Source organism: Paenibacillus segetis (assembly GCF_014639155.1).
In the GTDB taxonomy this organism is placed as follows: domain Bacteria; phylum Bacillota; class Bacilli; order Paenibacillales; family Paenibacillaceae; genus Fontibacillus; species Fontibacillus segetis.
In genome coordinates this window covers 45,751-70,251 of record NZ_BMFT01000007.1, presented here as the reverse complement: position 1 = coordinate 70,251, position 24,501 = coordinate 45,751, and the positions used below count along the sequence as shown (strand labels likewise).

The window sequence follows — 24,501 nt, the reverse complement described above, 5'->3', positions numbered from 1 at the left end:
CTTCCATTAAAGCTTCATCAAGTTTTTTTATTGGCTATACGAGGGGGTAAGTTTTTGTATACTGTAGTGGGTGTCCGTTTCAAAAAAGCGGGCAAAATATATTATTTCGATCCGCTGGAGCTTCCGGTAGAGAAGGAACAGAGCGTCATTGTTGAAACGGCGCGAGGGATCGAATATGGTAAAGTCGTTATCGGAAAAAAACAAGTAGGGGAATCCGATGTCGTTCTTCCGCTGAAGAAGGTCATCCGGATTGCAGATGACACTGACGCCTGCATTGTGGACGAGAATAAGCTTGCGGCAAAGAATGCATTTGCCACTTGTTTAAATAAAATCAAGGATCATGATCTAAAAATGAAGTTGGTTGATGTGGAGTTTACGTTTGACCGTAATAAGATCATTTTCTATTTTACGGCTGAGGGGCGGGTTGATTTCCGCGAATTGGTCAAGGATTTAGCTAGTATTTTCCGTACTCGGATCGAACTCCGGCAAATCGGGGTAAGAGATGAAGCGAAGATGCTTGGCGGGATTGGACCTTGTGGACGAGTATTGTGCTGCTCATCCTGGCTAGGTGACTTTGAACCAGTCTCGATCAAGATGGCTAAAGATCAGAGTTTATCACTTAATCCGACCAAGATATCCGGTCTATGCGGTCGATTGATGTGTTGCTTGAAATTTGAGCATGATAACTACGAAAGTGTGAAGGAAGAGCTTCCTTCAGTAGGAAAAATGGTTGTCACCTCATTGGGAGATGGTAAGGTGGTCGGCCTGAATGCGGGTTCACGTACCGTTCATGTTCAATTATTCGAAATTGGCAAAGTGAAAGAGCTGCCATTGGATGATGTCGTTGTTAAATAAGGTAACACATATTCTCAAGATAGACTTTAGAGATGACTCTGGGGTGGGCACTTGAAGAACAAAGATATTTTTACTCATATTCAAGCATTAGAATCACAAATGGGAGATATACATGATGATTTGGGCACGCTAAAACTTGAAGTGAAGAAACTGGTGGAAGATAACCAGCGACTTCTCGTAGAGAATGAGCAGTTGCGCAAAATATTAAAGCGGGAGAGCTCCGAAGGCCGCTTACCTTTGACCTCTGCGGATAAGGTAACTCATCCTTTTGAGGGTAAGGAAGCCATCGATTTGGTGGGAGAGGGTTATGACAACCTAGCGCGTTTATATCACGAGGGCTTTCACATTTGTAATGTGTATTACGGACATTTACGTACGGAAGGCGATTGCCTATTCTGTCTCTCTTTTTTGAATAAATAACAAGCCGTAGGATATGTCCTACGGTTTTTTTTAAATGGTCCAGCAAATTATATTTTAAAAGAATGGAAGATCACATAAATGAACAAAGTACCTATATTTGAGCAGGAACGCATAGATGATCTACTTACCCACCAATTACGGATCATTCAAAGCGATGAGGTGTTCAGCTTCTCGATGGATGCCGTTCTGTTAGCTCGATTCGCATCGGTACCCAAGCACGGTAAGATTCTAGACTTATGTACTGGTAATGGAGTAGTGCCACTACTGTTATCTACACGGACTGGGGCGAATATTGAGGGGATTGAGATTCAACCTAGATTGGCGGATATGGCAAGACGAAGCGTAGAAATGAACGGATTACAAGATGTGATTCAAATTCGTGAAGGTGACTTGCGTGAATTGGTGAAGGAGACCGGTCATGGAGTATACGATGCTGTGACAGTGAATCCTCCTTATATGCCCCTTACAGGCGGCGATCTCAAGTTAAATTCCCACCAAGCGATTGCCAGACATGAGATTCATTGTAGTTTGGAGGAAGTGATTGCTTCGGCAATGCGTTTAGTTAAGAACGGCGGGAAAGTATCAATGGTGCATAAACCGCAGAGATTGGGTGAGATCATTACTTTGTTGCGGCAGTACAGGTTAGAGCCGAAAGTTATCCGATTCGTTCATCCACGGCCTGGAACGGAGTCTAACATCGTGTTAATTGAAGCACTTCGCGATGGGAAACCAGATGTAAGAATTTTGCCGCCGTTGATCGTTTATAAGGAGAATGGGGAATACTGTGAGGAAATCATGAACATTTATTATGGATCAGAAGAGGGAAAAGAATGACTATACAAGTACAGAAGAGTTTTGAAGATAAAAAAGAGGCAAACCCCTGCGGCAAATTGTTTCTAGTAGCTACGCCGATCGGCAATTTGGAGGACATGACCTTCCGTGCAATCCGTACACTGCGAGAAGTGGATATTGTTGCAGCGGAGGATACAAGACAGACACGCAAACTGTTAACACATTATGAAATTTCTCCTGGTAAGTTATTGAGTTATCACGAACATAACAAGGTGGCGAGTGGTCCAGAATTAATACGTCTTATAATAGAAGGAAAAAATTTAGCACTCGTCAGTGATGCCGGTCTACCAGCCATTTCAGACCCCGGTAGTGACCTAGTGAAGCTGGCATTAGAACAGCACATATCAGTCATTCCGATACCTGGTGCTAACGCTGCTTTATCAGCTCTGATTGTCTCGGGATTATCTACCGAACGATTTCAATTTCTCGGATTTTTGCCGCGTGATAATAAAGAGCGAGAGAATTTACTTCGTAGTCTAGAGGATGAGCAAGGCACAGTGCTGTTGTACGAGTCACCTCATAGAGTGCTCAAGACATTGGAAGCGATCTATGAGATATGGGGTGATCGGAAGATTGTCATGGCTCGTGAGCTAACCAAACGATATGAAGAGCTAGTCAGGGGCCATATAAGCGAATGCCAAGATTGGCTGGCAGAGCATCCACCACTCGGTGAATATTGCTTGGTTATCGGCGGAGCAGATCCTAATGAAGTGAAGCAGAGACGGGATGCCTGGTGGCAGGCGCTATCCGTTGAGGAGCATGTTCAGCATTATGAGGTACAGGAACGTATTTCACGTAAAGAAGCGATGAAAAAGGCGGCAAATGATCGAGGAGTATCAAAAAGAGATATATATCAGGAGCTATTATGATCCTATAACAAAAAAAGAGGTCCTCACTAGTAGGAAACAAACCTAGTAGAGGGACCAAGGAGATATGAAAAAGGTTAGAATTAACAGTTTCAGTAAATCTATTATATACTATAATTCTTAATTTGTCACAGGGGTTGGAATTTCAGTGATACATTCGTGACAAACGATCTTTCCTTTGAAGTAGATTACATTCTCAGCGTTGCCACAGAAGATACAAGCAGGCTCATATTTCTTCAACATGATGCGCTCTCCATCTACATATATTTCAAGTGCATCTTTTTCACCAATGCCCAGTGTGCGGCGTAATTCAATCGGAATAACAACCCGACCTAATTCATCTACTTTTCTTACAATACCGGTTGATTTCATCATAACTGATGATAACCCCTTTCGCTATAATTTAAATATGTCATGATTCGACAAACTTCTATCTTTTATGATAATTATAATACCAACCATTGCCAAAATAGTCAACCTATTAATGGTATATTTCTTTTATTTCTCCATATTTACGTTTTGAAGGGGCATATTCCACCTATAATTATAGTGAAATTAACCAATTCTCACAATTCGACATTTTGGAAATCCAAGCATCGCCAGTTTTCGACACCTTTCGACATATTGTGTCGACATTGGTCAAAATCTCTCTTCGTTTTCAAAAAAATATATTGAGATAAGGAGTGTTAGCCATGCATCGCCAGTTACGTGAAGAAAAGGTGTTCAAAGATCCCGTACATAATTATATTCATGTACAGGATGAGATAATCTGGTCCTTGATTAATACCACGGAATTTCAGCGTCTGCGCCGTATTAGGCAGCTTGGGACATCCTATTTGACGTTTCATGGTGCAGAACACAGCCGATTCTCACACTCACTAGGAGTATATGAAATCACTCGCCGTATCATCTCACAGTTTGAACAGAGTAAGTATCCGGATTGGCCAAGAGATGAAAGACTCGTCGCTCTTTGCGCGGCGTTGCTTCACGATCTTGGACATGGACCTTTCTCTCATTCAATCGAGCAGGCATTTCAGATGAACCATGAGGATTGGACATGTAAAATTTTGCTCGGTGACACGGAGGTTGGCGCGGTATTACGTAGATTAGGTGATGATTTCCCAGATAAGGTGGCAGCCGTCATCCGCAAAGATTATGACAAAGCCATTGTCGTTAATTTGGTATCAAGTCCACTAGATGCAGACCGGATGGATTACTTACTTCGGGACGCTTATTTTACTGGTGTTAATTACGGTACGATAGATATGGACCGGATTTTGCGGATGCTTCGTCCGTTTCAAGGCCGAGTTGTTGTAAAGGAATCAGGGATGCATGCTGTGGAAGATTATTTAATGTCGCGATATCAGATGTATTGGCAGGTGTATTTTCACCCGGTCACTCGTAGTTCCGAGATCATTCTGAGACAAATCTTCCGCCGTGCAAAAGAACTATATAATGAAGGGTATTCCTTTGCTTTCTTGCCGGATCCCTTACCAGGACTGTTCAATCGTGAATTAACGGTACAAGAATATCTACTATTAGATGAAGCTTTGATTCAAACTACATTTATGCAATGGCGAAATGATAAGGACAAGCTACTAAGTGATCTTTGTTGCCGATTTATGGACCGTAAATTGTATAAATATGTAGAAACTGATTCTCTTGATAAAGAATTAATTGAGGAAATCCGGCGTGCATTTGCAGAGGTGGGCCTCAACCCAGATTACGATCTGGAGATTGATTTTCCAACCGACCTGCCTTATGATGTGTTTCGTCCTGACGGGGAATTTAGGGAGAAGCAAATATTACTTTTGGACCGTCAAGACAGGCTCCGGGAAATTTCTGAGGTGTCGGATATTGTCCGGTCGATCAGCGGACTTCATCGAGGGAAATTTCATTTGTACTTTCCGGATAATAAATTGATACCTATGTTAAATAAACTTCCCCAAGAAATCGCTGATTTGTTTCAAATATAGACATATATAGGAGGCGCAACAAGATGCTATTTGATACTCATACCCATTTGGATGCTATTCAGTTTGATGAAGACCGTGAGGAAACGATTACAAGGGCATTGGAGAACGGGGTTACTCGAATGATCAATATCGGTTTTAATCGAGAAACGATCCCTACAACAATGAAATTAGCAGAGGCTCATGAATTCATTTATGCGGCTGTGGGATGGCATCCACAGGATGCGATTACGATGCGTGAGGGCGATTTGGACTGGATCGCTGAATTATGCGCTCATGAGAAAGTAGTAGCTATTGGTGAAATAGGCTTGGATTATTATTGGGATACATCCCCTAAAGATGTTCAACATAAGGTATTTCGCGATCAAATCGGATTAGCTCGGAGTCTAGGGATGCCAATTTGCATCCATAACCGCGATGCTCATGAAGATGTGGTACGGATTTTACGTGAAGAGAAGGCTAGTGAGATCGGTGGAGTGATGCATTCATTCTCTGGAAGCTGGGAAATTGCCAAAATGTGTCTAGATATGGGATTTCATTTATCGTTTGGTGGCCCCATCACTTTTAAAAACGCTAAACAACCAAAAGAGGTTTTGGCACAGACACCGATGGACCGATTATTGATCGAAACAGATTCCCCATATTTGACACCACACCCATATCGAGGAAAAAGAAATGAGTCTGCACATGTACGCTTAGTTGCGGAAGCGGCGGCAGAGATTAAAGGCATGTCCTTTGAGGAAATCGCCGAAATAACCACCAAAAATGCACTGGAACGATTTGGGATTAGATGAATTCGGGAGTAAAAAGGACGAAAAAGGTAGCAATCGGGAAAGATTAATACATTTTAACCGTTTAAAGCTAGATTATTACAATTTTTTAACCATATTTTTAAAAAAACGTGCTTGATTCGTCCTTTACAACATGTATCGAAACAGGATAGAATCTTTTCAGTAATCGAAAATGATGCCATTTGGTAATCCTTGGATATCTTCGATCACATGGTTCCATGAACCAGTCTCGCTGAATCTCCTGCATGGGAGAACGGGGGAACCGATACGATATAGATTAGGTCAACTACCAATCTTACCGTAATTGATTTCTTCATAGGGTCTTTGGGGTGAATTCGAGGTCATTGCGCCATGAGCGAATGTACTGAGAAAGGGCGGCTCTCTGCGTCCGAATCCGACAGCTAACCTCGTAAGCGTCTAAGAGAGGCAACTCGTGCATCCTATTACATCACGATACTCGGAAGCCACGAAGGAGTTCCTCTGACTCTTTCTTTAGGCTTCTTTTATTTTGAATAAATGTAATAGGCACATCATACTCTTGTTAATCAGGAGGATGACATATGCCGACCGGACTGGGGCAGGATGCGAAATGCAGTAGTTCATGCATTTCGTAAAAATGAATAATAGTCACGTCAAATGTATCTTATATCGAATTAGACGGCGGGGCTATGAAGGAGGACGGAAGATATGGGCATTTTCCACAAAAAGGAAACCCATGAATCACGCTCATCCAGCATGTCTTACGCAATGCATTGGAAGCCTGAAAATTTACGCCTTGTTTCTGTAATTAGCTTGTTGGCAGTCGCTGTAGTTATCATCACCGTGATTGGATTGAATAGCCAAGATAAGAAGAGCATCAGCTTGGTCATCGATGGTCAGATCCAACCCTTAGAGACTCGTCAATCGCTAGTGAATGAAGTGTTGGATGAACACTCCATCGTATTGAAACCCGAGGACAAAGTTTCGCGTTCACTCGCTAGCACCCTTAAGGATGGAGACCGAATTGTCATTATACGTGCCATTCCTGTAAAGGTTATAGCGGATGGAACAACTAGAACCCATTTTACAACACAAAACAACGTAGAGGGCGCAATCAAGGAGCTTGGTGTATCCTTGGACCCAGCAGATAAAGTTACTCCTGCTCTAACTAGTGCACTTAAGTCTGATTTGGAGATTCGTATTGTCCGGGTCGACAAACATACGGTGCAACAGCAAGAGACTGTACCATTCACAATCGTTAAGACTGCTGATCCAGAATTGCTTAAAGGCAAGACGAAGGTGATTCAGCAGGGAAGCGAAGGACTGGTTACACACAACATAGAGAAAGTATATGAAGACGGAGTTTTCGTATCTAAGCATTGGTTAGGCAAAGAGGTCTCGAAGGCCGCTCAGCCGAAAGTAATTGCCGTAGGCACGAAGAAACCGACAGCCGTTCTGTCTGCCAGCATCACCCGGAAAGAGGGTGGGGTCGATATTAGTGGACTAACGTCTAAAGGTGGCGTCTCGTTTAAATATAAAAAGATGATCAAAAACGTCACGCTAACTGCCTACTCTGCTGAGGAGGATGGCATAGGTACGAAGACTGCTTCCGGTACCCGCGTACAAGAAGGGAGAACGATAGCCGTTGATAAGAACATTGTCCCTATGGGATGGTGGGTCTATATCGAAGGCGTTGGCTTCCGTCGTGCCGAGGATACTGGTGGTGCAATTAAAGGCAACAAGATTGACGTTTATTACGATAGCCTGAAGGCTGCCAACCAGTTTGGCCGTAAGAAGGGCCGTACAGTCTATGTCATTGGTCCTACCAAACCTGAGTTGAACTAGGCTAAGCTAGTTTTACTTTGCATGAGGAATCGGATAGTATTAGTTTAATAAATAGATGGGTTCAAGAAGAGGATTTATCCTCTTCTTTTTGTTGTGATAAGGAAGGAAGGAATGACATGATTAAAGAGGTCATTGTGGTGGAGGGCCGAGATGATACGGTTGCCGTGAAACGGGCGGTAGAAGCCGATACGATAGAAACAGGTGGTTCTGCGATTAATGAAATGACGCTACGGAAGATTGCTCTAGCACAGGAGCGGCGGGGGGTCATTATTTTTACAGATCCTGACCATGCCGGTGAGCGTATTCGCAAAATTGTGGCCAATCGGGTTCCAGGTTGTAAACATGCCTTCCTTCGGGAAGCTGACGCGACCAAGCGCGGTGATATCGGGGTGGAGAATGCATCGCCTGAGGTCATACGCGAGGCGTTAGACAATGTACGTAGCGAGGTTGCTGGGGAAGCCGGCTTAATCGATTGGGACGATCTGATTGCTGCAGGACTCATCGTCCATCCAGAAGCAGCAGCCCGGCGAAGAATTATGGGAGAACTACTTGGTATCGGATATTGCAACGGTAAACAATTTTATAAACGAATGACGGTGTTCAGAATTAGCCGTGAAGAATTCGTGGCCGCACTGGCACAATTGGAAGACAAAGGGGTATAACTTGTCATGAGTATAATGGAAGAAGTATCAACACCGCGCCGCACGAAGGAGATTATTTCGCGGCATGGGTTTAAGTTCAAAAAAAGCCTCGGTCAGAATTTTCTGATCGATCAGAATATTCTCAGTAAGATTGTGGCTGCAGCGGGGCTGGACAAGTCCAAGGGGGCACTAGAGATTGGTCCCGGTATTGGAGCGCTCACGGAGAAGCTTGCTCAGGAGGCGGGTAAAGTAGCGGCCGTAGAGATCGACCAACGCTTGATTCCTATTCTTCGGGAGGTTCTAGAGCCCTACCCGCAAATTAACGTCATTCATGGTGACGTATTGAAGCTGGATTTACGATCCTTATTTGAAACGGAGTTTGGTGACGTTAGTGGCGTTAGCGTTGTAGCTAATTTACCTTATTACGTGACGACTCCGATCCTGATGAAGCTATTGGAAGAGAAGCTTCCCCTTGAACATATCGTCGTGATGATCCAGAAGGAAGTAGCAGAGCGCATGGCAGCCTCTCCAGGAGGTAAGGAGTATGGTAGCCTCAGTATCGCCGTTCAGTATTATAGTGAGCCTGAATTGATCTGTAAGGTGCCACACACCGTCTTTATCCCGCAGCCGAATGTAGAGTCGGCAGTGATACGGCTAAGCGTGCGTCAAGAGCCACCAGTGCAGGTGGACGATGAAGGCTTCTTTTTCGAAGTGGTCCAGTCTTCTTTTACACAGAGACGTAAAACCATTGCAAACAATCTAAAGAGTCGTTTTTTCCCAGGTGAAGGCCGTGAGAAGCTAGAGCTTCTGCTGGCAGATGCGGAGATTGAACCTACACGGCGTGCAGAAACGCTAAGTTTGGAGGAGTTCGCCAGACTCAGTAATGTACTGCTTGGCGCTGGACTGAACTCTTAGTTGCTGTAACCAATCCCTCTGTTAGCCCATAGGATGGGGGTAGAGGTGATTGACTTGACGAATTTGGGAGACTTGGTCGTTCGCAAATCTTACGGAGGAGATGTAACCTTCCGAATCGAGAAGATTGAGCGGAGCGTGGCCATAATCAAGGGAACGGAATTTCGGTTGCTGGCTGACGCACCTTTGACTGATTTAATCAAAGTGGATCCGGATTCTCCGAATGAACGAGCGAATACAGCAAATATCAGAGCTACGAAATCATTGGAGTGGTTACACCGAGAACGAGTTGAGCAGGCGGAGCGTAATCGGGCCGTGTTAAATCATGAGTGGAATCCGCAGAGCAGTTCGCAACCTGAACCGTCATATTTTGAAGTGCCAGGAAAGGTGCTTCATCTAGATGGTGACGAGAGATACTTGAAGAAAAGTCTCGATCTGTATGAGAGACTGAGAGTGCCCGCGCATGGGTACTTTGTGAATGAGTCTGCGATGGCGGGAGCTCTACAACGTTTGCTACCTACTATACGTCCAGAGATTGTGGTATTGACGGGCCATGACGGTGTACTCAAGAACCGACCTAATGGCAACTTATACCATTTATCGAGCTATAAGAACTCCAGTCATTTCGTAGATGCTGTTGGGGTAGCGAGGGAATATGAGCGCAATTTTGATACCCTGACGATTGTTGCAGGGGCGTGTCAATCCCATTTCGAAGCGTTGCTACAAGCAGGAGCCAATTTTGCCAGTTCGCCAGGCAGAGTGCTTATTCATGCGCTTGATCCGGTCTACATTGCCGCGAAGGCATCGTTTACGCCCATCCGCGATACGATCCATATCAAGGATGTACTGAACAATACAATCAGTGGCACTCAGGGTGTGGGCGGTATTGAAACACGCGGCAGCTATCGCATTGGCCTGCCCAAACCTATGGATTTAGCGACATTGAAGGTAGTGCCTTCTATGTAGTGATGTCAAGCGAAGAACGTCCGAATTCCTCGGGCGTTTTTTTATTTTTAGCAAAAAATGAAGGCGATTTATACGTTCCAAAAAAAAATCGTTGACAACCGTTTTTTCTGGCTGATATAATTATCTGTTTCGAATTGACAAATGACTCACCTGCATGTATAATGAAATAAGAAAGTAGGTGGTCATAGGCAATGGCTAAAAATGCGCTGTCGGATATTAAGCATAGTCTCGACGCTCACGTAGGACAGAAAATTATGCTCCGGGCAAACGGAGGTCGCCGAAAGACCGTCGAACGCACTGGTGTATTGGAAGAGACTTATCCTTCTGTCTTTATTGTGAAGTTGGATGAAGAACAACAGACCTTTAAGCGTGTGTCATACAGTTATGCCGATATACTTACCGAATCCGTTGAAGTCATGATTTGTAACGACAACAACGAGCTTAGGATTTCGTATATTAAACCATGAACATCATGATTATTCAGTAAACGACCTTAGCCAAAGCGAGGTCGTTTTTTTATGCCCAGTAATTCCACCGTATGAGAGGGCCCAGAAGGCGTCATACTAACCTTGTTTCTTCATATCCATCATTTCCGTAAGGAGGGCTAGCTATGGGGCGTAGAAGACGTAGCATCATGTCGGAGGATCTAAAGGTGGAACTAGCCAAGGATCTAGGATTCTATGACACGGTTCAGCAGGAAGGCTGGGGCGGGATCAAGGCGAAGGATGCTGGCAATATGGTCAAAAGGGCGATACAGCTTGCTGAGCAGGCCGCTGCAAAGAAATAACAAAGTGCGAAGCTCCCATTCAGGGGGCTTCGTTTCTTCGATTAGGCAGGACATAGGACTTTCCAAATTGAATTTAGTGACTTATAGCGGTTTATTCTTAGGTGAAGATCAAGTAGAATGAGGGGAATAGATAAAGACTCTTTTTGGAAAGAACAACCTCTCCTACTGTAGATAGACGAGGATGAAAGTTTTTTTTATAATATGTTAAGTCATGTGAATCTATGGAAATGCTGAGGGTGAGGTGTATACCTTGAAAATATATGAAAAAGCGCCAGCAAAAATCAATTTGATGTTGGACGTATTACATAGGCGCGAAGATGGGTACCACGAGGTTGAGATGATTATGACCATGGTGGATCTTGCCGACCGATTGGAAATGAGCACGCTCCCACGGGATACCATTATTATTTCGAGTCAAGTTGGGTATATTCCGCTCGATGAGAAGAACCTTGCTTTTCAAGCGGCTAGACTGATTAAGGATCGTTATAACGTACGTAGTGGCGTATATATTCATCTTGATAAGAACATTCCTGTAGCGGCTGGTCTGGCCGGTGGCAGTAGTGACGCGGCCGCTACACTTAGAGGATTAAATCGGCTCTGGGGGCTGAACATTCCTGTAGAAGAACTTAAGGCACTTGGCGCAGAGCTAGGATCTGATGTACCGTTCTGTGTGACGGGAGGGACTGCACTTGCAACTGGCCGTGGAGAGATTCTGACCCCTCTACCGAACCCTCCTCAATGTTGGGTGGTGCTGGCGAAGCTGCCGATCAATGTATCAACTGCGGAAGTATACGGTCGGTTACGTAGCTCACAAATCCCAAATCATCCTTCAGCTGGTGCGATGATTGAGGCGATAGAGAATGGATCTTTTCTAGGTGTATGCGACAGGCTCGGAAATGTTCTGGAGGATGTAACGCTGCAAATGCATCCTGAGGTGGCTCACTTGAAGGAAAGTATGCTTAAGCTTGGAGCTGACGGTGTTCTGATGTCAGGTAGTGGTCCAACGGTGTTTGGACTTGTCTCTAAAGAATCTAAAGTATCGCGAATTTATAATGGACTACGTGGCTTCTGCAAAGAGGTATATGCCGTACGACTGTTAACCAAAGGCTAATATTTGGACAAAACCGTACAAAAGTGGTATATTTTCTATAAAATATTCGGATTTAGCGAGGGGTACTTCGTGAAAAAATTAAAAAGAAGCGCTCGTTTAGTAGAAATGACTCAATATTTATTATCTCGTCCACATCATTTGATTCCGCTCACGACGTTCGCGCAACGTTACGGAGCAGCCAAATCTTCAATTAGTGAAGACTTGGCTATAATCAAGGAAGTGTTTGAGGACGAAGGAATGGGTGAACTGCTTACCCTAGCAGGCGCAGCTGGTGGAGTTAAATACATTCCTAAGGTAAGTCGTGAAGGGGCTCTGCTCTTTATCAATCAGCTCTGTGAGAAGCTATCACAACCCGACCGCATCCTCCCAGGCGGTTATTTGTATATGTCGGATCTGTTAGGACAGCCCGGTCTGATGAATGAAGCAGGGAAGCTGTTTGCTACGGCTTTTGCCGATGTGGCAATTGATTGCATTATGACGGTGGAGACCAAAGGCATCCCGCTCGCTTACGCTACGGGTGCTGAGCTCAATTTGCCGGTCGTACTAGTTCGAAGAGACCACCAGGTAACTGAAGGCTCTGCTGTAAGCATTAATTATGTCTCCGGGTCACAAAAAAGCCTGCACACCATGAGCCTGTCTCGTCGTGCACTTAAAGAGAGATCCAGGGTGCTTATTGTTGACGACTTCATGAAAGCTGGAGGGACGATCCAAGGCATGGTCGATCTGCTGGGTGAGTTTGATGCAGAAGTTGCTGGAGTTGGCGTTTTGGTGGAATCTGGGGAAGTGGAATCGGAACAACGGTTGCTCCATGATTATATATCCTTGGCGACACTTCGGGCGGTAGATGCCAAAGGCAAGGAAATATCCGTCGAGCCAGGTAATTATTTTTCTAGAAAATAATAGCCCAAAGATCTGTCGATTTTACACAAAAACAAAGATTTTAAGACGAAACATGTCGAAATACTCTTGTTTTTAAAAAAATTCCTGATTTTAGGTCATTTTGTTCACGAAAAAAAAAGGATTTCCGTTTGCTATGTGGAATATTACACCAAGTCTCTGATGGAAAAAGGTGGTGAACACATATGCAAATTACGGATGTAAGGCTTCGCCGAGTTAGTTCAGAAGGTAGAATGAAGGCGATCGCATCCATTACCATCGATAACGAGTTTGTTGTTCATGACATTCGTGTAATCGACGGCAACAATGGAATGTTTGTGGCAATGCCAAGCAAGCGCACTCCGGACGGGGAGTTCCGGGATATCGCGCATCCGATCTCTTCCGGTACACGCGAGAAGATTCAAGCTGCGGTATTGGCTGAATACGAACGAGCTGCTGACCAAGAGGAAGTTATCGAAGAAGGGGCTTAAGCCAAGTTTTGATCCATCAATTGGGGTTTGAGAAAAGAGAGCCATGTATCATGGCTCTCTTTTCTTTTTGGCCTAAATGAGATATATTCAGTATTGAGTTTAAGAGAAGGAGGCCGGGGCCTTGAAAAGATTAGCGATTGTTCTTGCTGCAGGTCAGGGGAAGCGCATGAAGTCAAAGCTTTATAAAGTGCTCCATCCCGTGTGTGGCAAACCGATGGTTGGGCATGTCCTGAACGCGGTAAAGAAAGTCAATTGTGAACGCAGTGTTGTGGTCGTTGGCCACGGTGCTGAAGCGGTCCAATCTTATCTAGGAACGTCTGCCGAATACGTACTGCAGGAAGAGCAGCTTGGAACCGGTCATGCTGTCAAGCAAGCAAAGCCGCTCTTGGGAGGGGAAGAAGGAATTACCCTTGTCATTTGCGGGGATACTCCACTGGTAACGGAGGAGACACTTGAAGCACTGATTAGTCTTCATTCCCGTAGCGGAGCTGCGGCAACCGTGCTTACAGCTTCACTAGATAACCCGGTTGGTTACGGGCGTGTTATCCGAGGAGCTAACGATTCCGTACAACGTATTGTTGAACAGAAGGATTGTTCACTTGAAGAAGCTGCAGTACAGGAAATTAACACCGGCACTTATTGTTTTGACAATGCCAAGTTGTTTGCTGCACTGGAGAAAGTAACGAATCAGAATGTTCAGCAGGAATACTATTTGACAGATGTGATCGGTATTTTGGTGCAAGAGGGCGAGATTGTCGAGGGTTATTTAACAAATGATTACGCTGAATCGATTGGTGTTAACGACCGTTTAGCACTGTCCGAGGCGGAGTCGTTTATGCGTGAGAGAATTTTGCGAAAGCATATGCTCGGCGGTGTAACCATTATCGATCCAAGCTCGACATATATCGGAGCGGACGTAACGATCGGAGCCGATAGTATCATTTATCCGGGGTCATCTATTTCCGGTCAAAGTGTTATTGGTGAGGATTGCGTTATTGGTCCCTCAACTGAAATTGAAGATTGCCAGATCCACTCAGGTGCAAAGGTTAAACAATCGGTGCTCTGTCAAGCAGAAGTCGGCAGGGGAACGACGGTTGGGCCTTTCGCTTATTTGCGTCCAGGCGCAAAACTAGGTGAGGATGTCAAAGTAGGTGATTTCGTAGAAATCAAGAATGCCTCTTTGGGTGATGGCTCTAAAGTGTCTCATCTGAGTTATATAGGAGACGCTAAAGTAGGCAAGAATGTAAATATCGGGTGCGGTGCGATTACGGTCAATTATGATGGATATAATAAGTCTATTACTGAGATTGAGGACAATGCGTTTATTGGCAGTAATGTGAATTTGATTGCACCAGTGAAAGTTGGCAAGGGCGCATATGTTGTTGCTGGCTCAACCATTACTCATTCTGTAAATGATAACGACCTTGCGATTGCAAGAAATCGGCAGGAGAACAAAGCCGGGTATGCTGAGAAGCTCCGTGCGCGTGCGAAAGCTAAGAAGCAAAGAGAACAAGAATCATAAACTCTTTATTTTTGTTTTGTAACAAGACGGCAAAGACGTGATAAATAGCCTTGAAATGCAGCAGGATATAGTATCAAATTAAGACGAGATAGATTTACTATCTATTACAGCACGGAGGGTTTTTAATTTATGACTTATTGTGATTCTAAATTGAAGATATTCACCTGTAATTCCAATCCCAAATTAGCTCATCAGATCGCTGATTATATTGGGATTCCAATGGGAGACTCGGAAACGACGAGCTTCAGCGACGGCGAAATCCAAGTTAAGTTGAATGAGAGCGTTCGTGGTTGTCACGTATATATCGTGCAGTCTACCTGCGGTCCGGTTAACGACAATCTGATGGAGCTTCTTGTTATGGTGGATGCTTTGAAACGGGCTTCGGCCAAGAGCATTAATGTCGTTATTCCTTATTACGGCTATGCGCGCCAAGATCGGAAGGCGCGTTCGCGTGATCCAATTACGGCCAAGCTAGTCGCTAATTTGATCGAGAAAGCCGGAGCCCACCGTGTGATCACAATGGACCTGCATGCGATGCAGATTCAAGGGTTCTTTGATATTCCGGTGGATCACATGTTAGGTGTACCTATCCTGGCACAATACTTCCGTTCTAAGCAAATCAGCAACCCTGTTGTCGTTTCACCGGATCATGGTGGGGTAGTTAGAGCTCGTAAACTAGCTGACTTCCTAAACGCACCGCTGGCGATTATCGACAAACGTCGTCCAGAACCAAACGTAAGTGAAGTTATGAATATCATCGGGAACATCGAAGGTAAAACGGCCATCCTTATTGATGATATCATCGATACTGCTGGTACGATCGTACTTGGTGCCAATGCCCTTAAAGAGGGCGGGGTTGAAGAAGTATACGCCTGCTGTACACACCCTGTGCTATCCGGTCCAGCGATGGAACGTTTGGAGAACTCTCCGCTCAAGGAAGTTATCGTAACGGATACGATTCCAATTTTGCATGCTAATCCAACCAGTAAGCTTCGGGTATTATCCGTCGCTCCACTGATGGGAGAAGCGATTATTCGCGTTCATGAAGAATTGTCCATCAGTAAGCTGTTTGAAATAGAATAATAATTCCTGCTGCTATACAGTCATACCGGGGTTACATCTTCCTGCTTGGAAGATGTAACCCCTATCCGCGTTAATCATTAAGAAGCTGGAGGGTTGATCAACATTGAAGTGGATCGTAGGTCTCGGTAATCCGGGGGGCCAATATGAAAAGACAAGACACAATATTGGTTTTATGGCCTTAAATGAGCTCTCCCGTAGACATGGTATAGATATCAAACAGAATAAATGCAAAGCTTTGGTGGGAGAAGGTTTTATCGCTGGACACAAAGTGGCACTGATCAAACCGATGACTTTTATGAATTTGTCGGGTGAAGCGGTGCGGGCATTCATGGATTACTACAAGGTGGCTCTGGAAGACATGGTCGTCGTGTACGATGATTTGGATACCGAGCTAGGTAGAATTAGACTCCGTTATCAGGGTAGTGCGGGGGGACATAACGGCATTAAGTCGCTGATACAGCATACGGGAACACAAACATTTAATCGTGTTCGAATGGGTATATCCAGACCTGACCCAGGACATGCTGTTGTTGATTACGTGCTCTCTGCATTTGCTAAGAAAGAGGCTCAGCTATTACAGGACTCCATTGAATCGACATGCGATGCACTGGAATATAGTTTGGATCATTCTTTTGAGCAGACGATGGCTAAGTTCAACGGATAGCCTGATATCTGACTTTTTGAACTTACACGGATAGTAGATTAGCTTGACCCAATGAAATAGTTTGACTTATATTGAGGTCCGCTGGGGGCTAAAGAGAGCTTGCCTAGGGCATACTGAAGGAATAACAACACTTCAGGAGGCATATAGATGGCAATAAACTATGTATGCAGGCATTGCCGAACATTTATTGGTAGAATCGATGCACCGGATGTCTCAGAGCTGCAGCTAGGCTTCCATTCCTTGACCCCCGATGAGCGGAGAGATATAATAGCGTATGATTCTAGCGGTGAGACAACGGTCCGGGTGACCTGTGATTATTGCAGGGAAGCGCTTAACAATAATCCCGAACTATCGCTGTTGACGAATCCATTGCAATAGAGGTATGGCTAAATAACGAAGGATGTATACCGAACTTAACGGTTATAGAGCCTTGGCGGCACGGTTGCTAAGGCTCCTTTTTGGTTACTGTGGGGAGACTGACAGGGCCTAACAATAGATTTCACTAAGCAATAAGAGAGGTGCCCATTTTGCTACAAGCACTTATTCAAGCATTTTCCCAAGACTCCGACTTCGCCTCTACGGTTGCAGGTGTAAAGGCAGGAATGAAGGAGCAATTGATTTCTGGACTATCGGGTTCATCGAGGCAAGTCATGCTGGCCGCACTCCATAAGGAGAGCGATCGTCCGTTGCTTATCGTTACCCATAATATGTTCGCCGCGCAGAAGATTGCTGAAGATCTACAAGAAGCTCTCTCAGCCAATGAGGTGCTACTATATCCTGCAAATGAATTAGTTGCTGCTGAATCGGCCGTATCCAGTCCTGAAATGCTGGCACAGCGGATTGAGGTGCTGTTACAATGCTCCCAAGGTTTCCGGGGGATTGTTGTGGCGCCTTATTCTGGTGTCCGTCGGTTCATTCCGACACCAGAGACGATGCGCGAAGCTTGGATCGAGCTGAAATTAGGGGGGACCCTTCAGCTTGAACTCTTTTTGAATAAGATGATTGAGCTTGGTTATGAGCGGGTTGAACGTGTGGAATCCAGGGGAGAAATGAGTATCCGTGGGGGGATTATCGACTTCTTTCCTTTGACCTCAACGATGGCCTATCGGGTAGAGTTGTTCGATGATGAGATCGATTCGATCCGTACATTTGATCCTGTGGATCAGCGGTCTGTCGATCAGATCAAAGAGGTGTCCATACCGCCATGCAAGGAACTCATTGCGTCTAAGGAACGTTTGGAGAAGGCAGCGCAAGTTGCAGTAGATCGCTTGGAAACGCAACTAGAGAAAATGAGTGATCGAAAAGCTAAAGGTAAATTACGCGAAGAAGTCTCCAAAGAAATTGAAATGCTGCGAGAGCATGTTTATTTTCCGGAGATTTATAAATATATTTCGTTGATTTTTCCTGAGCATAAGACATTATATGATTATGTTGCAAAGGATTCACTGCTTATCCTTGATGAGCCAGCACGTCTCTTAGAGACGGCCAAGCAACTGGAACGTGATGAAGCAGAATGGAATCTCAATCTGTTTCAGAATGGTAAAAGTCTGCCCGAGTTACCGCTTGCTTTTGAGAGTGATCATGTTCTGTATCGTCGGCCATTCCAAACGCTGTTTCTGTCGTTGTTTTTACGGCAAGTGCCACACACTCAACCTCAGAATATTCTGAACTTTGTTAGTCGCGCTATGCAGGATTTCCACGGTCAAATGAATGTGCTGAAATCAGAAATGGATCGCTGGAAGAAGAGCGGAGCTCAAGTGATCATGCTGGCTAACGGGGAAGAGCGGATGGATCGCATGCGGCGGGTGCTGCAGGATTATGGTATCGATGAGCCAACTCTACTAAATGGTAATCTACAGTCAGGATTTGAGCTACCATCTGTGCATTTGGTGGTCATAACCGAAGGTGAGATGTTCTCCCAGAAGCAGCGTAAAGCACGCAAAGTGGGCAAGAACATGGACAACGCAGAACGGATCAAGAGTTACACCGAGCTGAAGGTTGGCGATTATGTAGTCCATCAGAATCACGGGATTGGTAAATATATCGGAATTGGTACGCTTGAGGTAGGCGGGATTCACAAAGACTATATGCATATTTTGTATGCGGGTGGAGATAAGCTGTCTGTACCAATTGAGCAAATTGATTTGATTCAGAAATATGTAGGCTCCGAAGACAAGGAACCTAAAGTATATAAGCTTGGTGGTAATGATTGGACTCGCGTGAAGAGTAAGGTTCAATCTTCTGTTCAAGATATTGCCGATGAACTCATCAAACTCTATGCGGATCGGCAAGCATCTCCAGGTTATGGATTTGAAAAAGATACGCCGGAGCAACAAGAGTTTGAAGCGATGTTCCCTTATGAAGAGACTCGGGACCAGATGCGGGCAATTGAGGAAATTAAAAAGGATATGGAACAAACTAGACCTATGGATCGCTTATTATGTGGCGATGTTGGGTACGGGAAGACGGAAGTTGCTATCCGCGCTGCTTTTAAAGCAGCTATTGAAGGCAAGCAGGTTGCGGTGCTTGTACCGACCACGATCCTGGCTCAACAGCACTATGAAACATTCCGTGAACGGTTTGCTGGATATCCTATTAATATTCAATCGCTCAGTCGTTTCCGCAGTCGTAAGGAACAGAATGAGACGATTAAGGGAGTCAAAAAGGGTACCGTCGATATTGTCATTGGTACACACCGTTTGCTATCTCAGGACCTCATTTTTAAGGATCTAGGTCTATTGATCGTTGATGAGGAGCAGCGGTTCGGGGTAACGCATAAGGAGAAGCTAAAAAGGCTGAAGACCAATGTGGATGTATTGACCCTGACGGCAACGCCGATTCCAAGAACATTGCACATGTCGATGCTGGGCGTACGTGATTTGTCGGTTATCGAGACACCACCTGAGAATCGGTTCCCTGTACAAACCTATGTCGTGGAGCATAGTCAGGCATTGGTTCGTGAGGCGGTCGAGCGGGAAATGGCTCGTGGAGGCCAAATTTATTACCTGTATAATCGTGTTCAAGGCATTCAGGAGATGGCTGCTCAAATTTCGATGCTTGTTCCTGATGCCCGGGTCGGGGTTGGTCATGGGCAAATGTCAGAGCAAGAGCTGGAGAAGACGATTCTTGATTTTCTCGATGGCGAATATGACGTCCTAGTCAGTACGAGCATTATCGAGACGGGGGTTGATATTCCGAATGTTAACACCTTGATCGTCCATGATGCTGACAAAATGGGGTTGTCCCAGCTGTACCAACTACGTGGACGTGTGGGACGTTCCAATCGGATTGCTTATGCTTACTTTACTTATCAGCGCGATAAGTCGTTGACCGAGGTAGCAGAGAAGCGACTACAGTCCATCAAGGAGTTCACAGAACTTGGTTCGGGATTCAAAATCGCTATGCGTGACCTTACGATTCGTGGTGCCGGGAATCTGCTCGGGGCCGAGCAGCATGGCTTTATCGCTTCTGTAGGATTTGATCTCTACTCGCAAATGCTAGCAGAAGAAATTAAGAAACGTAAGGTGTCTATGCTTGGAGAAGAAGTTCCTGAGGAGCAGTCGTGGAATACGTCAATTGATCTGGGTATCGATGCGTATTTACCATCCGATTATATTTATGATAGTATTCAGAAGATTGAGATATACAAGAAGACTGCATCTGCGTCGTCTTTTGAGGATGTCTCGGAACTTGAAGACGAGATGCTGGACCGATTCGGAGAATTGCCGGAAGCTGTGCAGAATTTACTCTCTGTAGCTAGAGTGAAGCTCTATGGTAAAATGTATGGCATTGAATCGATTTCACGGCGTGGTGAAGAGGTCATTGTGAAATTCTACAGTGGTCGTGAAAAGGATATCCTGCCGTCCAGACTTGCGGAAGTTGGAAATCTGTTCGGAAGACGTGTACAATTTAATCAAGGATCGATCATGCTGATCAATATCAAAACCAAGGGAATGGACGACAAACAATTGATGGGCTTACTGGAACAATTTCTAGAAGCTCTAAAGGATTCGTTCAAAGCGAAAGGGGAATTACAAAATGTTTCGAAGTAAAGGACGTACATGGAAAAGGTTAACGATTGCGATGGTGGCTGTATTAGCTTTTTCCGTTATGGCTGGTTGCGGGAAGAAGGATGAGTCCAAAGCCGGAAATGATACGAGTGCAGTAGTTGCTACTTATGAAGGTGGACAAATCACGCAAAATGAATTTGACCGGGAGTCACGCATTGTATTAGCACTTCAACCGCAAATGGAGCAGTTCCTACAATTGGATGATTTCCGCGAGTATTTGGTCAAGCAACAGATCGCCTACAAGTATCTAGACGAGAAGGCAGATGCTAAGATCAAGGAAGCAGGCAAGAAAAAAGCGGATGAACAATATAAAGCGATGAAAGAAGCATACGGTGCTGACCAATTTAAAGCGATGCTCGATGCACAAAAAGTAACAGAGAAAGAATTCCAGGACTATATGGTTCGGATTTATACAGTATTGGAAAGTCAATTGGTACTTATTAAAGATGACGAAGTAAAGGCTGAATTCGAAGCTACTAAAGATGATTACACAACAGCTTCAGTCCGTCACATTCTCATTGGATTCCAAGATGCGGAAGGCAACGAGAAGTACACAGACGAAGAGGCTCTGAAATTAGCCAATGAAGTCAAAGCAAAATTGGACAAGGGTGAGGATTTTGCAGCTCTAGCCAAGGAGTACAGTACCGATGCTGGTTCCAATGCCAATGGTGGATTGTATGAAAATGCTCAAGTAAGCCAATGGGTTGAAGAATTTAAACAAGCGGCACTAACTCAACCGATCAATGAAATTGGTGATCCAGTTAAGACAACATATGGTTATCATATCGTTCGTGTAGAATCACGGACTGAGAAGAAATTTGAGGATCTGACCGACACTGAGAAGGATTTGCTTAAGACGCAAGTAGCTTCTGCTAAATTGGACGAGTTCATGTCTGGCGAGTTAGAGAAGACGATCATCAAGAAAATCGACCTACCTAAGGTTGAAAAGGAAACTGAAGGAACAGAGGGTACTGAAGGTACTGAAGGTTCTGAAAACACAACAACACCGGAAACTGGAAATAATGCAGGAACCGAAACAAATACAAATACGAATAGCGGTAAATAATTTGGTTTAGGGAAGTCCAGGTATGGTGCAGAAGGCAGCGCGGAGACATCCGCGCTGCTTTCTTGCCCCGTCCCAAAGATTACGCTTTCAAAACGCATTGCAAATGGATGAATAAGTCGATGGAAAGGGATGAATACTATGGTTAGAATCACAGTAATCGAATCCCACCATTTCTTACAAAACATCACATAGCTGTCTTAAACGAAGTTCATCAAGATGAATTTTTTTATGCCAGTGATGTTGGAATAATGAGTAGGTTAGTGATATCCGTCTCATAAGTAATCAGTAGTTCAATTCAAAACTTCTTAAGGAAAGCGGGGCAACATGAAAATGAAAGCTACTGGAATTGTACGCCGTATCGATGATTTGGGCCGTGTGGTAATACCGAAGGAAATCCGTCGTACCCTACGTATTAGAGAAGGAGATCCACTGGAGATTTTTGTGGATCGCGATGGTGAGGTCATCTTGAAGAAATATTCACCAATCGGTGAATTAGGTGATTTTGCCAAGGAGTACGCAGAGTCCCTTTATGAAAGCACGGGGCATATTACGTTGATTTCGGACCGGGATACATTAATAGCTGTAGCCGGGGCTTCCAAGAAAGAATACTTGGATAAGCAGATTAGTTCGATGCTGGAAACTTGTATGGAAGGACGTAAAATTCTTGTTGAGGTAAACTCAGGATCTTACGAAATTAACAAAGACCATCCGGAGAATATTTCTTCTTTTGTCATAGCGCCTATCATTTCAGGTGGAGATCCGATTGGTACAGTGATTCTCTTGAACAAAGATGATTCCGTCAAAATGTCGGATCTTGAGTCCAAAATGGCCGAAACGGCTGCGGGTTTCTTAGCTAAACAAATGGAGCAGTAATGTCTCTTGACATAACCTATCTGTTATTCAAACACACTCCCGCTCATCGGGAGGGCCACGATGCCTTCCTGATGACACGGGAGTGTGTTGTTTTTGCAATGAATAAGGTAAAGAAGCTGCTCCAACTTTTACGAGGAAGGGAATTCAGCATATAATGGAATTTGGAATGTAAGCCATTATTATAATCTCTTTCGTAAAGTAGGTAACGCATGAAAGAACATGTTCAAAAAGTAGGCGGATCGAAGCTCCTTAAAGGGGCAGCGGTACTTAGTATAGCTGCGATATTTACGAAACTGCTCGGTATGCTGCAGAAGATCCCGATGCAAAATATTGGGGGAGACATTGTTTTTGGTATTTATAATACCGTCTATCCCTTCTATACGATTCTGATTATGCTAGCGACTGCAGGCTTTCCGACGGCGATTTCTAGGTTTGTAGCGGAACGTCATGCTGCAGGTGAAGAGGCAGGGAAGCGTGAAGTCATCAGGATGGCAAGCCTAGTTATGACGATTCTAGGCGTGGGTGGCTGCCTGCTCATGTATTTTGGGGCACCATTTATATCGCGGCTGATTGGGAGCAACCAATTGATTCCAGCTCTAAAGAGCTCCGCCCCAGCATTATTGTTTGTTCCGCTGAGCGCGGCTTTACGCGGCTATTTCCAAGGTTTACAGGACATGATGCCAACGGCAGTCTCTCAAGTGACGGAACAGGTCGTTCGGGTCGCGGTTATGATTATTTTATTACTGTATTTGAGTGGCCTAGGTTCTACTGATGCAGTGATCGCTGGAGGTGCCTTGGCAGGCTCGACTGCGGGAGGAATCGCTGGACTCTTTGTTATGTTGATGTATTGGCGCAGTTATCGCAAGCATGAGGGTACTATGCTTGGTGCGACGAACTCTCCATCACGGGGAGCTTCGTTACCGGAGCAGGGACAAGGCTGGCCGTTGCTCCGCTCCATGTTGAGTTACGCGATACCAATCTGCCTAGCATCGCTGGCTATACCACTAATTAGCCTAGTCGATACATTTACACTACCAAGACTGCTTCGAGAGAGCGGTGGCGAGATCGAGACGATGATGGCGGTTGGTGTATACAACCGGGGAATTCCTCTAGTACAACTAGTGACGATGATCGCAACTTCGCTTTCCGTGTTGTTTATTCCCGCTATGGCGGAATTAAAGATGAAGGGTGATCATGAAGGAATCCGGCGGCAGTCTACTGTAGCACTGCGCTGGTTCTGGCTGATCGGACTGGCTTCCTCTATCGGATTAGCTATGTTGGCTAAGCCGATCAATGTCATGCTGTACGGCGATGATGTTGGCAGTGGCACGATGGCTTGGATCGCTTGGACAGCCGCTCCTGGGGCGCTCGTCACGGTGTCGGCGGCCCTCCTGCAGGGGTTAGGCTACGCCAAGGCACCCGCGCTGCACCTGCTCATGGCAGCGGCGATTAAGCTGGTACTGAACGTGCTGCTCGTGCCGCAGTTCGGTGACGATGGCGCTGCCATCGCTGGCATCGCCGCCTACGCTGTAGCGGCAGCGCTGAACCTTGCGCTGCTACTACAGCGCGCAGGGCTCGCACTGCGCGTCCGCGATGCGCTGTTGCGGCCGGGCGCCGCGGCATTGGCGCTTGCCGCTGCGCTCGCGGCGCTGCGCCTCGCCGGAGCGGAGCTACCGCCAGGCCGGCTGGCTGCGGCGGTAGAGGCCTTGCTCGGCGTGCTGCTCGGCGTAGCCGTGTTCACTGCGGCGGTGCTGCGCACGCGCCTGCTGAGCGAGGCTGAGCTGCTGGCGCTACCACGCGTCGGCCCTAAGCTACTCCGCGTGCTGCGACGACTACGGCTGTTACGCTAGGCATCATC

The 24,501-nt window shown here is 45.4% G+C and carries 24 protein-coding genes and 1 riboswitch; of the genes, 23 read left to right on the top strand and 1 reads right to left on the bottom strand.

The genetic code is table 11. From position 1 onward, the window contains the following. The first annotated feature begins 54 nt into the window (after nucleotides 1-54). From IEW05_RS24650 to rsmI, 4 genes are all read left to right on the top strand, one after another. Nucleotides 55-855 (top strand): PSP1 domain-containing protein, encoded by an 801-nt coding sequence (locus IEW05_RS24650; RefSeq protein WP_188542528.1) that lies wholly within the window; start codon nucleotides 55-57, stop codon nucleotides 853-855. A 51-nt stretch (nucleotides 856-906) separates the two neighbouring features. Further along, nucleotides 907-1,275, top strand: coding sequence for a DNA replication initiation control protein YabA (gene yabA, locus IEW05_RS24645; RefSeq protein WP_188542527.1), 369 nt, complete (start codon nucleotides 907-909; stop codon nucleotides 1,273-1,275). A gap of 78 nt (nucleotides 1,276-1,353) precedes the next feature. Continuing rightward, nucleotides 1,354-2,109: a tRNA1(Val) (adenine(37)-N6)-methyltransferase gene (locus tag IEW05_RS24640; RefSeq protein WP_188542526.1), complete on the top strand. Its 756-nt coding sequence runs from the start codon at nucleotides 1,354-1,356 to the stop codon at nucleotides 2,107-2,109. Then, nucleotides 2,106-2,996: a 16S rRNA (cytidine(1402)-2'-O)-methyltransferase gene (gene rsmI / locus IEW05_RS24635; protein WP_188542525.1), complete on the top strand. Its 891-nt coding sequence runs from the start codon at nucleotides 2,106-2,108 to the stop codon at nucleotides 2,994-2,996. Before IEW05_RS24640 ends, rsmI begins: the two co-directional genes overlap by 4 nt. A 117-nt stretch (nucleotides 2,997-3,113) precedes the next feature. On the opposite strand, the gene IEW05_RS24630 is transcribed toward rsmI, so the two are convergent. Beyond that, nucleotides 3,114-3,368, bottom strand: a complete 255-nt coding sequence (locus tag IEW05_RS24630) for an AbrB/MazE/SpoVT family DNA-binding domain-containing protein (protein WP_188542524.1) — start codon at nucleotides 3,366-3,368, stop codon at nucleotides 3,114-3,116. 317 nt (nucleotides 3,369-3,685) lie between these two features. Here IEW05_RS24630 and IEW05_RS24625 point away from each other — a divergent pair, with 317 nt between their 5' ends. The 19 genes from IEW05_RS24625 (at nucleotide 3,686) to IEW05_RS24535 (ending at nucleotide 24,493) form a co-directional block, all read left to right on the top strand. Further along, the gene (locus IEW05_RS24625) at nucleotides 3,686-4,969 is read left to right on the top strand and encodes an HD domain-containing protein (RefSeq protein ID WP_188542523.1); all 1,284 of its coding nucleotides are present in this window, start codon (nucleotides 3,686-3,688) and stop codon (nucleotides 4,967-4,969) included. Between the two features lie 23 nt (nucleotides 4,970-4,992). Next, the gene (locus tag IEW05_RS24620) at nucleotides 4,993-5,760 is read left to right on the top strand and encodes a TatD family hydrolase (protein ID WP_188542522.1); all 768 of its coding nucleotides are present in this window, start codon (nucleotides 4,993-4,995) and stop codon (nucleotides 5,758-5,760) included. Between the two features lie 217 nt (nucleotides 5,761-5,977). Continuing rightward, nucleotides 5,978-6,188: riboswitch (cyclic di-AMP (ydaO/yuaA leader) on the top strand. Nucleotides 6,189-6,444: 256 nt separating this feature from the next. After that, the gene (locus tag IEW05_RS24615) at nucleotides 6,445-7,581 is read left to right on the top strand and encodes a resuscitation-promoting factor (RefSeq protein ID WP_188542521.1); all 1,137 of its coding nucleotides are present in this window, start codon (nucleotides 6,445-6,447) and stop codon (nucleotides 7,579-7,581) included. Between the two features lie 116 nt (nucleotides 7,582-7,697). Beyond that, nucleotides 7,698-8,243: a ribonuclease M5 gene (gene rnmV, locus IEW05_RS24610; protein WP_188542520.1), complete on the top strand. Its 546-nt coding sequence runs from the start codon at nucleotides 7,698-7,700 to the stop codon at nucleotides 8,241-8,243. A gap of 6 nt (nucleotides 8,244-8,249) precedes the next feature. Then, nucleotides 8,250-9,137: a 16S rRNA (adenine(1518)-N(6)/adenine(1519)-N(6))-dimethyltransferase RsmA gene (gene rsmA / locus IEW05_RS24605; RefSeq protein WP_308420470.1), complete on the top strand. Its 888-nt coding sequence runs from the start codon at nucleotides 8,250-8,252 to the stop codon at nucleotides 9,135-9,137. A gap of 54 nt (nucleotides 9,138-9,191) precedes the next feature. Further along, nucleotides 9,192-10,100, top strand: coding sequence for a sporulation peptidase YabG (yabG, locus tag IEW05_RS24600; RefSeq protein WP_229753745.1), 909 nt, complete (start codon nucleotides 9,192-9,194; stop codon nucleotides 10,098-10,100). 191 nt (nucleotides 10,101-10,291) lie between these two features. Then, a complete protein-coding gene (veg, locus tag IEW05_RS24595; RefSeq protein WP_188542518.1) occupies nucleotides 10,292-10,567 on the top strand; it encodes a biofilm formation stimulator Veg in 276 nt (91 codons plus the stop codon). A 143-nt stretch (nucleotides 10,568-10,710) separates the two neighbouring features. After that, on the top strand, nucleotides 10,711-10,887 hold the full coding sequence (locus IEW05_RS24590) for a small, acid-soluble spore protein, alpha/beta type (RefSeq protein WP_188542517.1): 177 nt from the start codon (nucleotides 10,711-10,713) through the stop codon (nucleotides 10,885-10,887). Between the two features lie 250 nt (nucleotides 10,888-11,137). Continuing rightward, nucleotides 11,138-11,998 carry a 4-(cytidine 5'-diphospho)-2-C-methyl-D-erythritol kinase gene (ispE, locus tag IEW05_RS24585; RefSeq protein ID WP_188542516.1) on the top strand — a complete coding sequence of 287 codons (861 nt, stop codon included), beginning with the start codon at nucleotides 11,138-11,140 and terminating at the stop codon, nucleotides 11,996-11,998. A 69-nt stretch (nucleotides 11,999-12,067) separates the two neighbouring features. Continuing rightward, entirely contained in the window at nucleotides 12,068-12,898 is an 831-nt protein-coding gene (gene purR / locus IEW05_RS24580; protein ID WP_188542515.1) for a pur operon repressor, read from the top strand. A gap of 182 nt (nucleotides 12,899-13,080) precedes the next feature. Beyond that, nucleotides 13,081-13,365, top strand: a complete 285-nt coding sequence (spoVG, locus tag IEW05_RS24575; protein WP_110930526.1) for a septation regulator SpoVG — start codon at nucleotides 13,081-13,083, stop codon at nucleotides 13,363-13,365. Between the two features lie 121 nt (nucleotides 13,366-13,486). Further along, complete coding sequence (gene glmU, locus IEW05_RS24570; RefSeq protein ID WP_188542514.1) at nucleotides 13,487-14,887, top strand: bifunctional UDP-N-acetylglucosamine diphosphorylase/glucosamine-1-phosphate N-acetyltransferase GlmU; 1,401 nt, start codon at nucleotides 13,487-13,489, stop codon at nucleotides 14,885-14,887. A gap of 129 nt (nucleotides 14,888-15,016) precedes the next feature. Then, on the top strand, nucleotides 15,017-15,970 hold the full coding sequence (locus IEW05_RS24565; protein ID WP_188542513.1) for a ribose-phosphate diphosphokinase: 954 nt from the start codon (nucleotides 15,017-15,019) through the stop codon (nucleotides 15,968-15,970). A gap of 103 nt (nucleotides 15,971-16,073) precedes the next feature. After that, nucleotides 16,074-16,634 (top strand): aminoacyl-tRNA hydrolase, encoded by a 561-nt coding sequence (gene pth, locus IEW05_RS24560; protein WP_188542512.1) that lies wholly within the window; start codon nucleotides 16,074-16,076, stop codon nucleotides 16,632-16,634. Nucleotides 16,635-16,781: 147 nt separating this feature from the next. After that, nucleotides 16,782-17,012 carry an anti-sigma-F factor Fin family protein gene (locus IEW05_RS24555; RefSeq protein ID WP_188542511.1) on the top strand — a complete coding sequence of 77 codons (231 nt, stop codon included), beginning with the start codon at nucleotides 16,782-16,784 and terminating at the stop codon, nucleotides 17,010-17,012. Between the two features lie 149 nt (nucleotides 17,013-17,161). Continuing rightward, nucleotides 17,162-20,686, top strand: a complete 3,525-nt coding sequence (gene mfd / locus IEW05_RS24550; RefSeq protein WP_188542510.1) for a transcription-repair coupling factor — start codon at nucleotides 17,162-17,164, stop codon at nucleotides 20,684-20,686. After that, complete coding sequence (locus IEW05_RS24545) at nucleotides 20,673-21,770, top strand: peptidylprolyl isomerase (RefSeq protein WP_188542509.1); 1,098 nt, start codon at nucleotides 20,673-20,675, stop codon at nucleotides 21,768-21,770. Before mfd ends, IEW05_RS24545 begins: the two co-directional genes overlap by 14 nt. Nucleotides 21,771-22,100: 330 nt before the next feature. Continuing rightward, the gene (gene spoVT / locus IEW05_RS24540) at nucleotides 22,101-22,643 is read left to right on the top strand and encodes a stage V sporulation protein T (protein WP_188542538.1); all 543 of its coding nucleotides are present in this window, start codon (nucleotides 22,101-22,103) and stop codon (nucleotides 22,641-22,643) included. A 209-nt stretch (nucleotides 22,644-22,852) separates the two neighbouring features. Next, a complete protein-coding gene (locus IEW05_RS24535) occupies nucleotides 22,853-24,493 on the top strand; it encodes a putative polysaccharide biosynthesis protein (protein WP_188542508.1) in 1,641 nt (546 codons plus the stop codon). The last annotated feature ends 8 nt before the right edge of the window (nucleotides 24,494-24,501 follow it).

Bases quoted from the DNA above. Each gene is read 5' to 3' on its own strand.
- IEW05_RS24545 (WP_188542509.1), top strand. From the start codon at position 20,673: ATGTTTCGAAGTAAAGGACGTACATGGAAAAGGTTAACGATTGCGATG.
- rsmI (WP_188542525.1), top strand. From the start codon at position 2,106: ATGACTATACAAGTACAGAAGAGTTTTGAAGATAAAAAAGAGGCAAAC.
- veg (WP_188542518.1), top strand. From the start codon at position 10,292: ATGGCTAAAAATGCGCTGTCGGATATTAAGCATAGTCTCGACGCTCAC.
- IEW05_RS24535 (WP_188542508.1), top strand. From the start codon at position 22,853: ATGAAAGAACATGTTCAAAAAGTAGGCGGATCGAAGCTCCTTAAAGGG.
- IEW05_RS24625 (WP_188542523.1), top strand. From the start codon at position 3,686: ATGCATCGCCAGTTACGTGAAGAAAAGGTGTTCAAAGATCCCGTACAT.
- spoVG (WP_110930526.1), top strand. From the start codon at position 13,081: ATGCAAATTACGGATGTAAGGCTTCGCCGAGTTAGTTCAGAAGGTAGA.
- spoVT (WP_188542538.1), top strand. From the start codon at position 22,101: ATGAAAGCTACTGGAATTGTACGCCGTATCGATGATTTGGGCCGTGTG.
- IEW05_RS24590 (WP_188542517.1), top strand. From the start codon at position 10,711: ATGGGGCGTAGAAGACGTAGCATCATGTCGGAGGATCTAAAGGTGGAA.
- rnmV (WP_188542520.1), top strand. From the start codon at position 7,698: ATGATTAAAGAGGTCATTGTGGTGGAGGGCCGAGATGATACGGTTGCC.
- IEW05_RS24630 (WP_188542524.1), bottom strand. From the start codon at position 3,368: ATGATGAAATCAACCGGTATTGTAAGAAAAGTAGATGAATTAGGTCGG.
- IEW05_RS24565 (WP_188542513.1), top strand. From the start codon at position 15,017: ATGACTTATTGTGATTCTAAATTGAAGATATTCACCTGTAATTCCAAT.
- IEW05_RS24555 (WP_188542511.1), top strand. From the start codon at position 16,782: ATGGCAATAAACTATGTATGCAGGCATTGCCGAACATTTATTGGTAGA.
- IEW05_RS24615 (WP_188542521.1), top strand. From the start codon at position 6,445: ATGGGCATTTTCCACAAAAAGGAAACCCATGAATCACGCTCATCCAGC.
- IEW05_RS24620 (WP_188542522.1), top strand. From the start codon at position 4,993: ATGCTATTTGATACTCATACCCATTTGGATGCTATTCAGTTTGATGAA.
- rsmA (WP_308420470.1), top strand. From the start codon at position 8,250: ATGAGTATAATGGAAGAAGTATCAACACCGCGCCGCACGAAGGAGATT.
- IEW05_RS24640 (WP_188542526.1), top strand. From the start codon at position 1,354: ATGAACAAAGTACCTATATTTGAGCAGGAACGCATAGATGATCTACTT.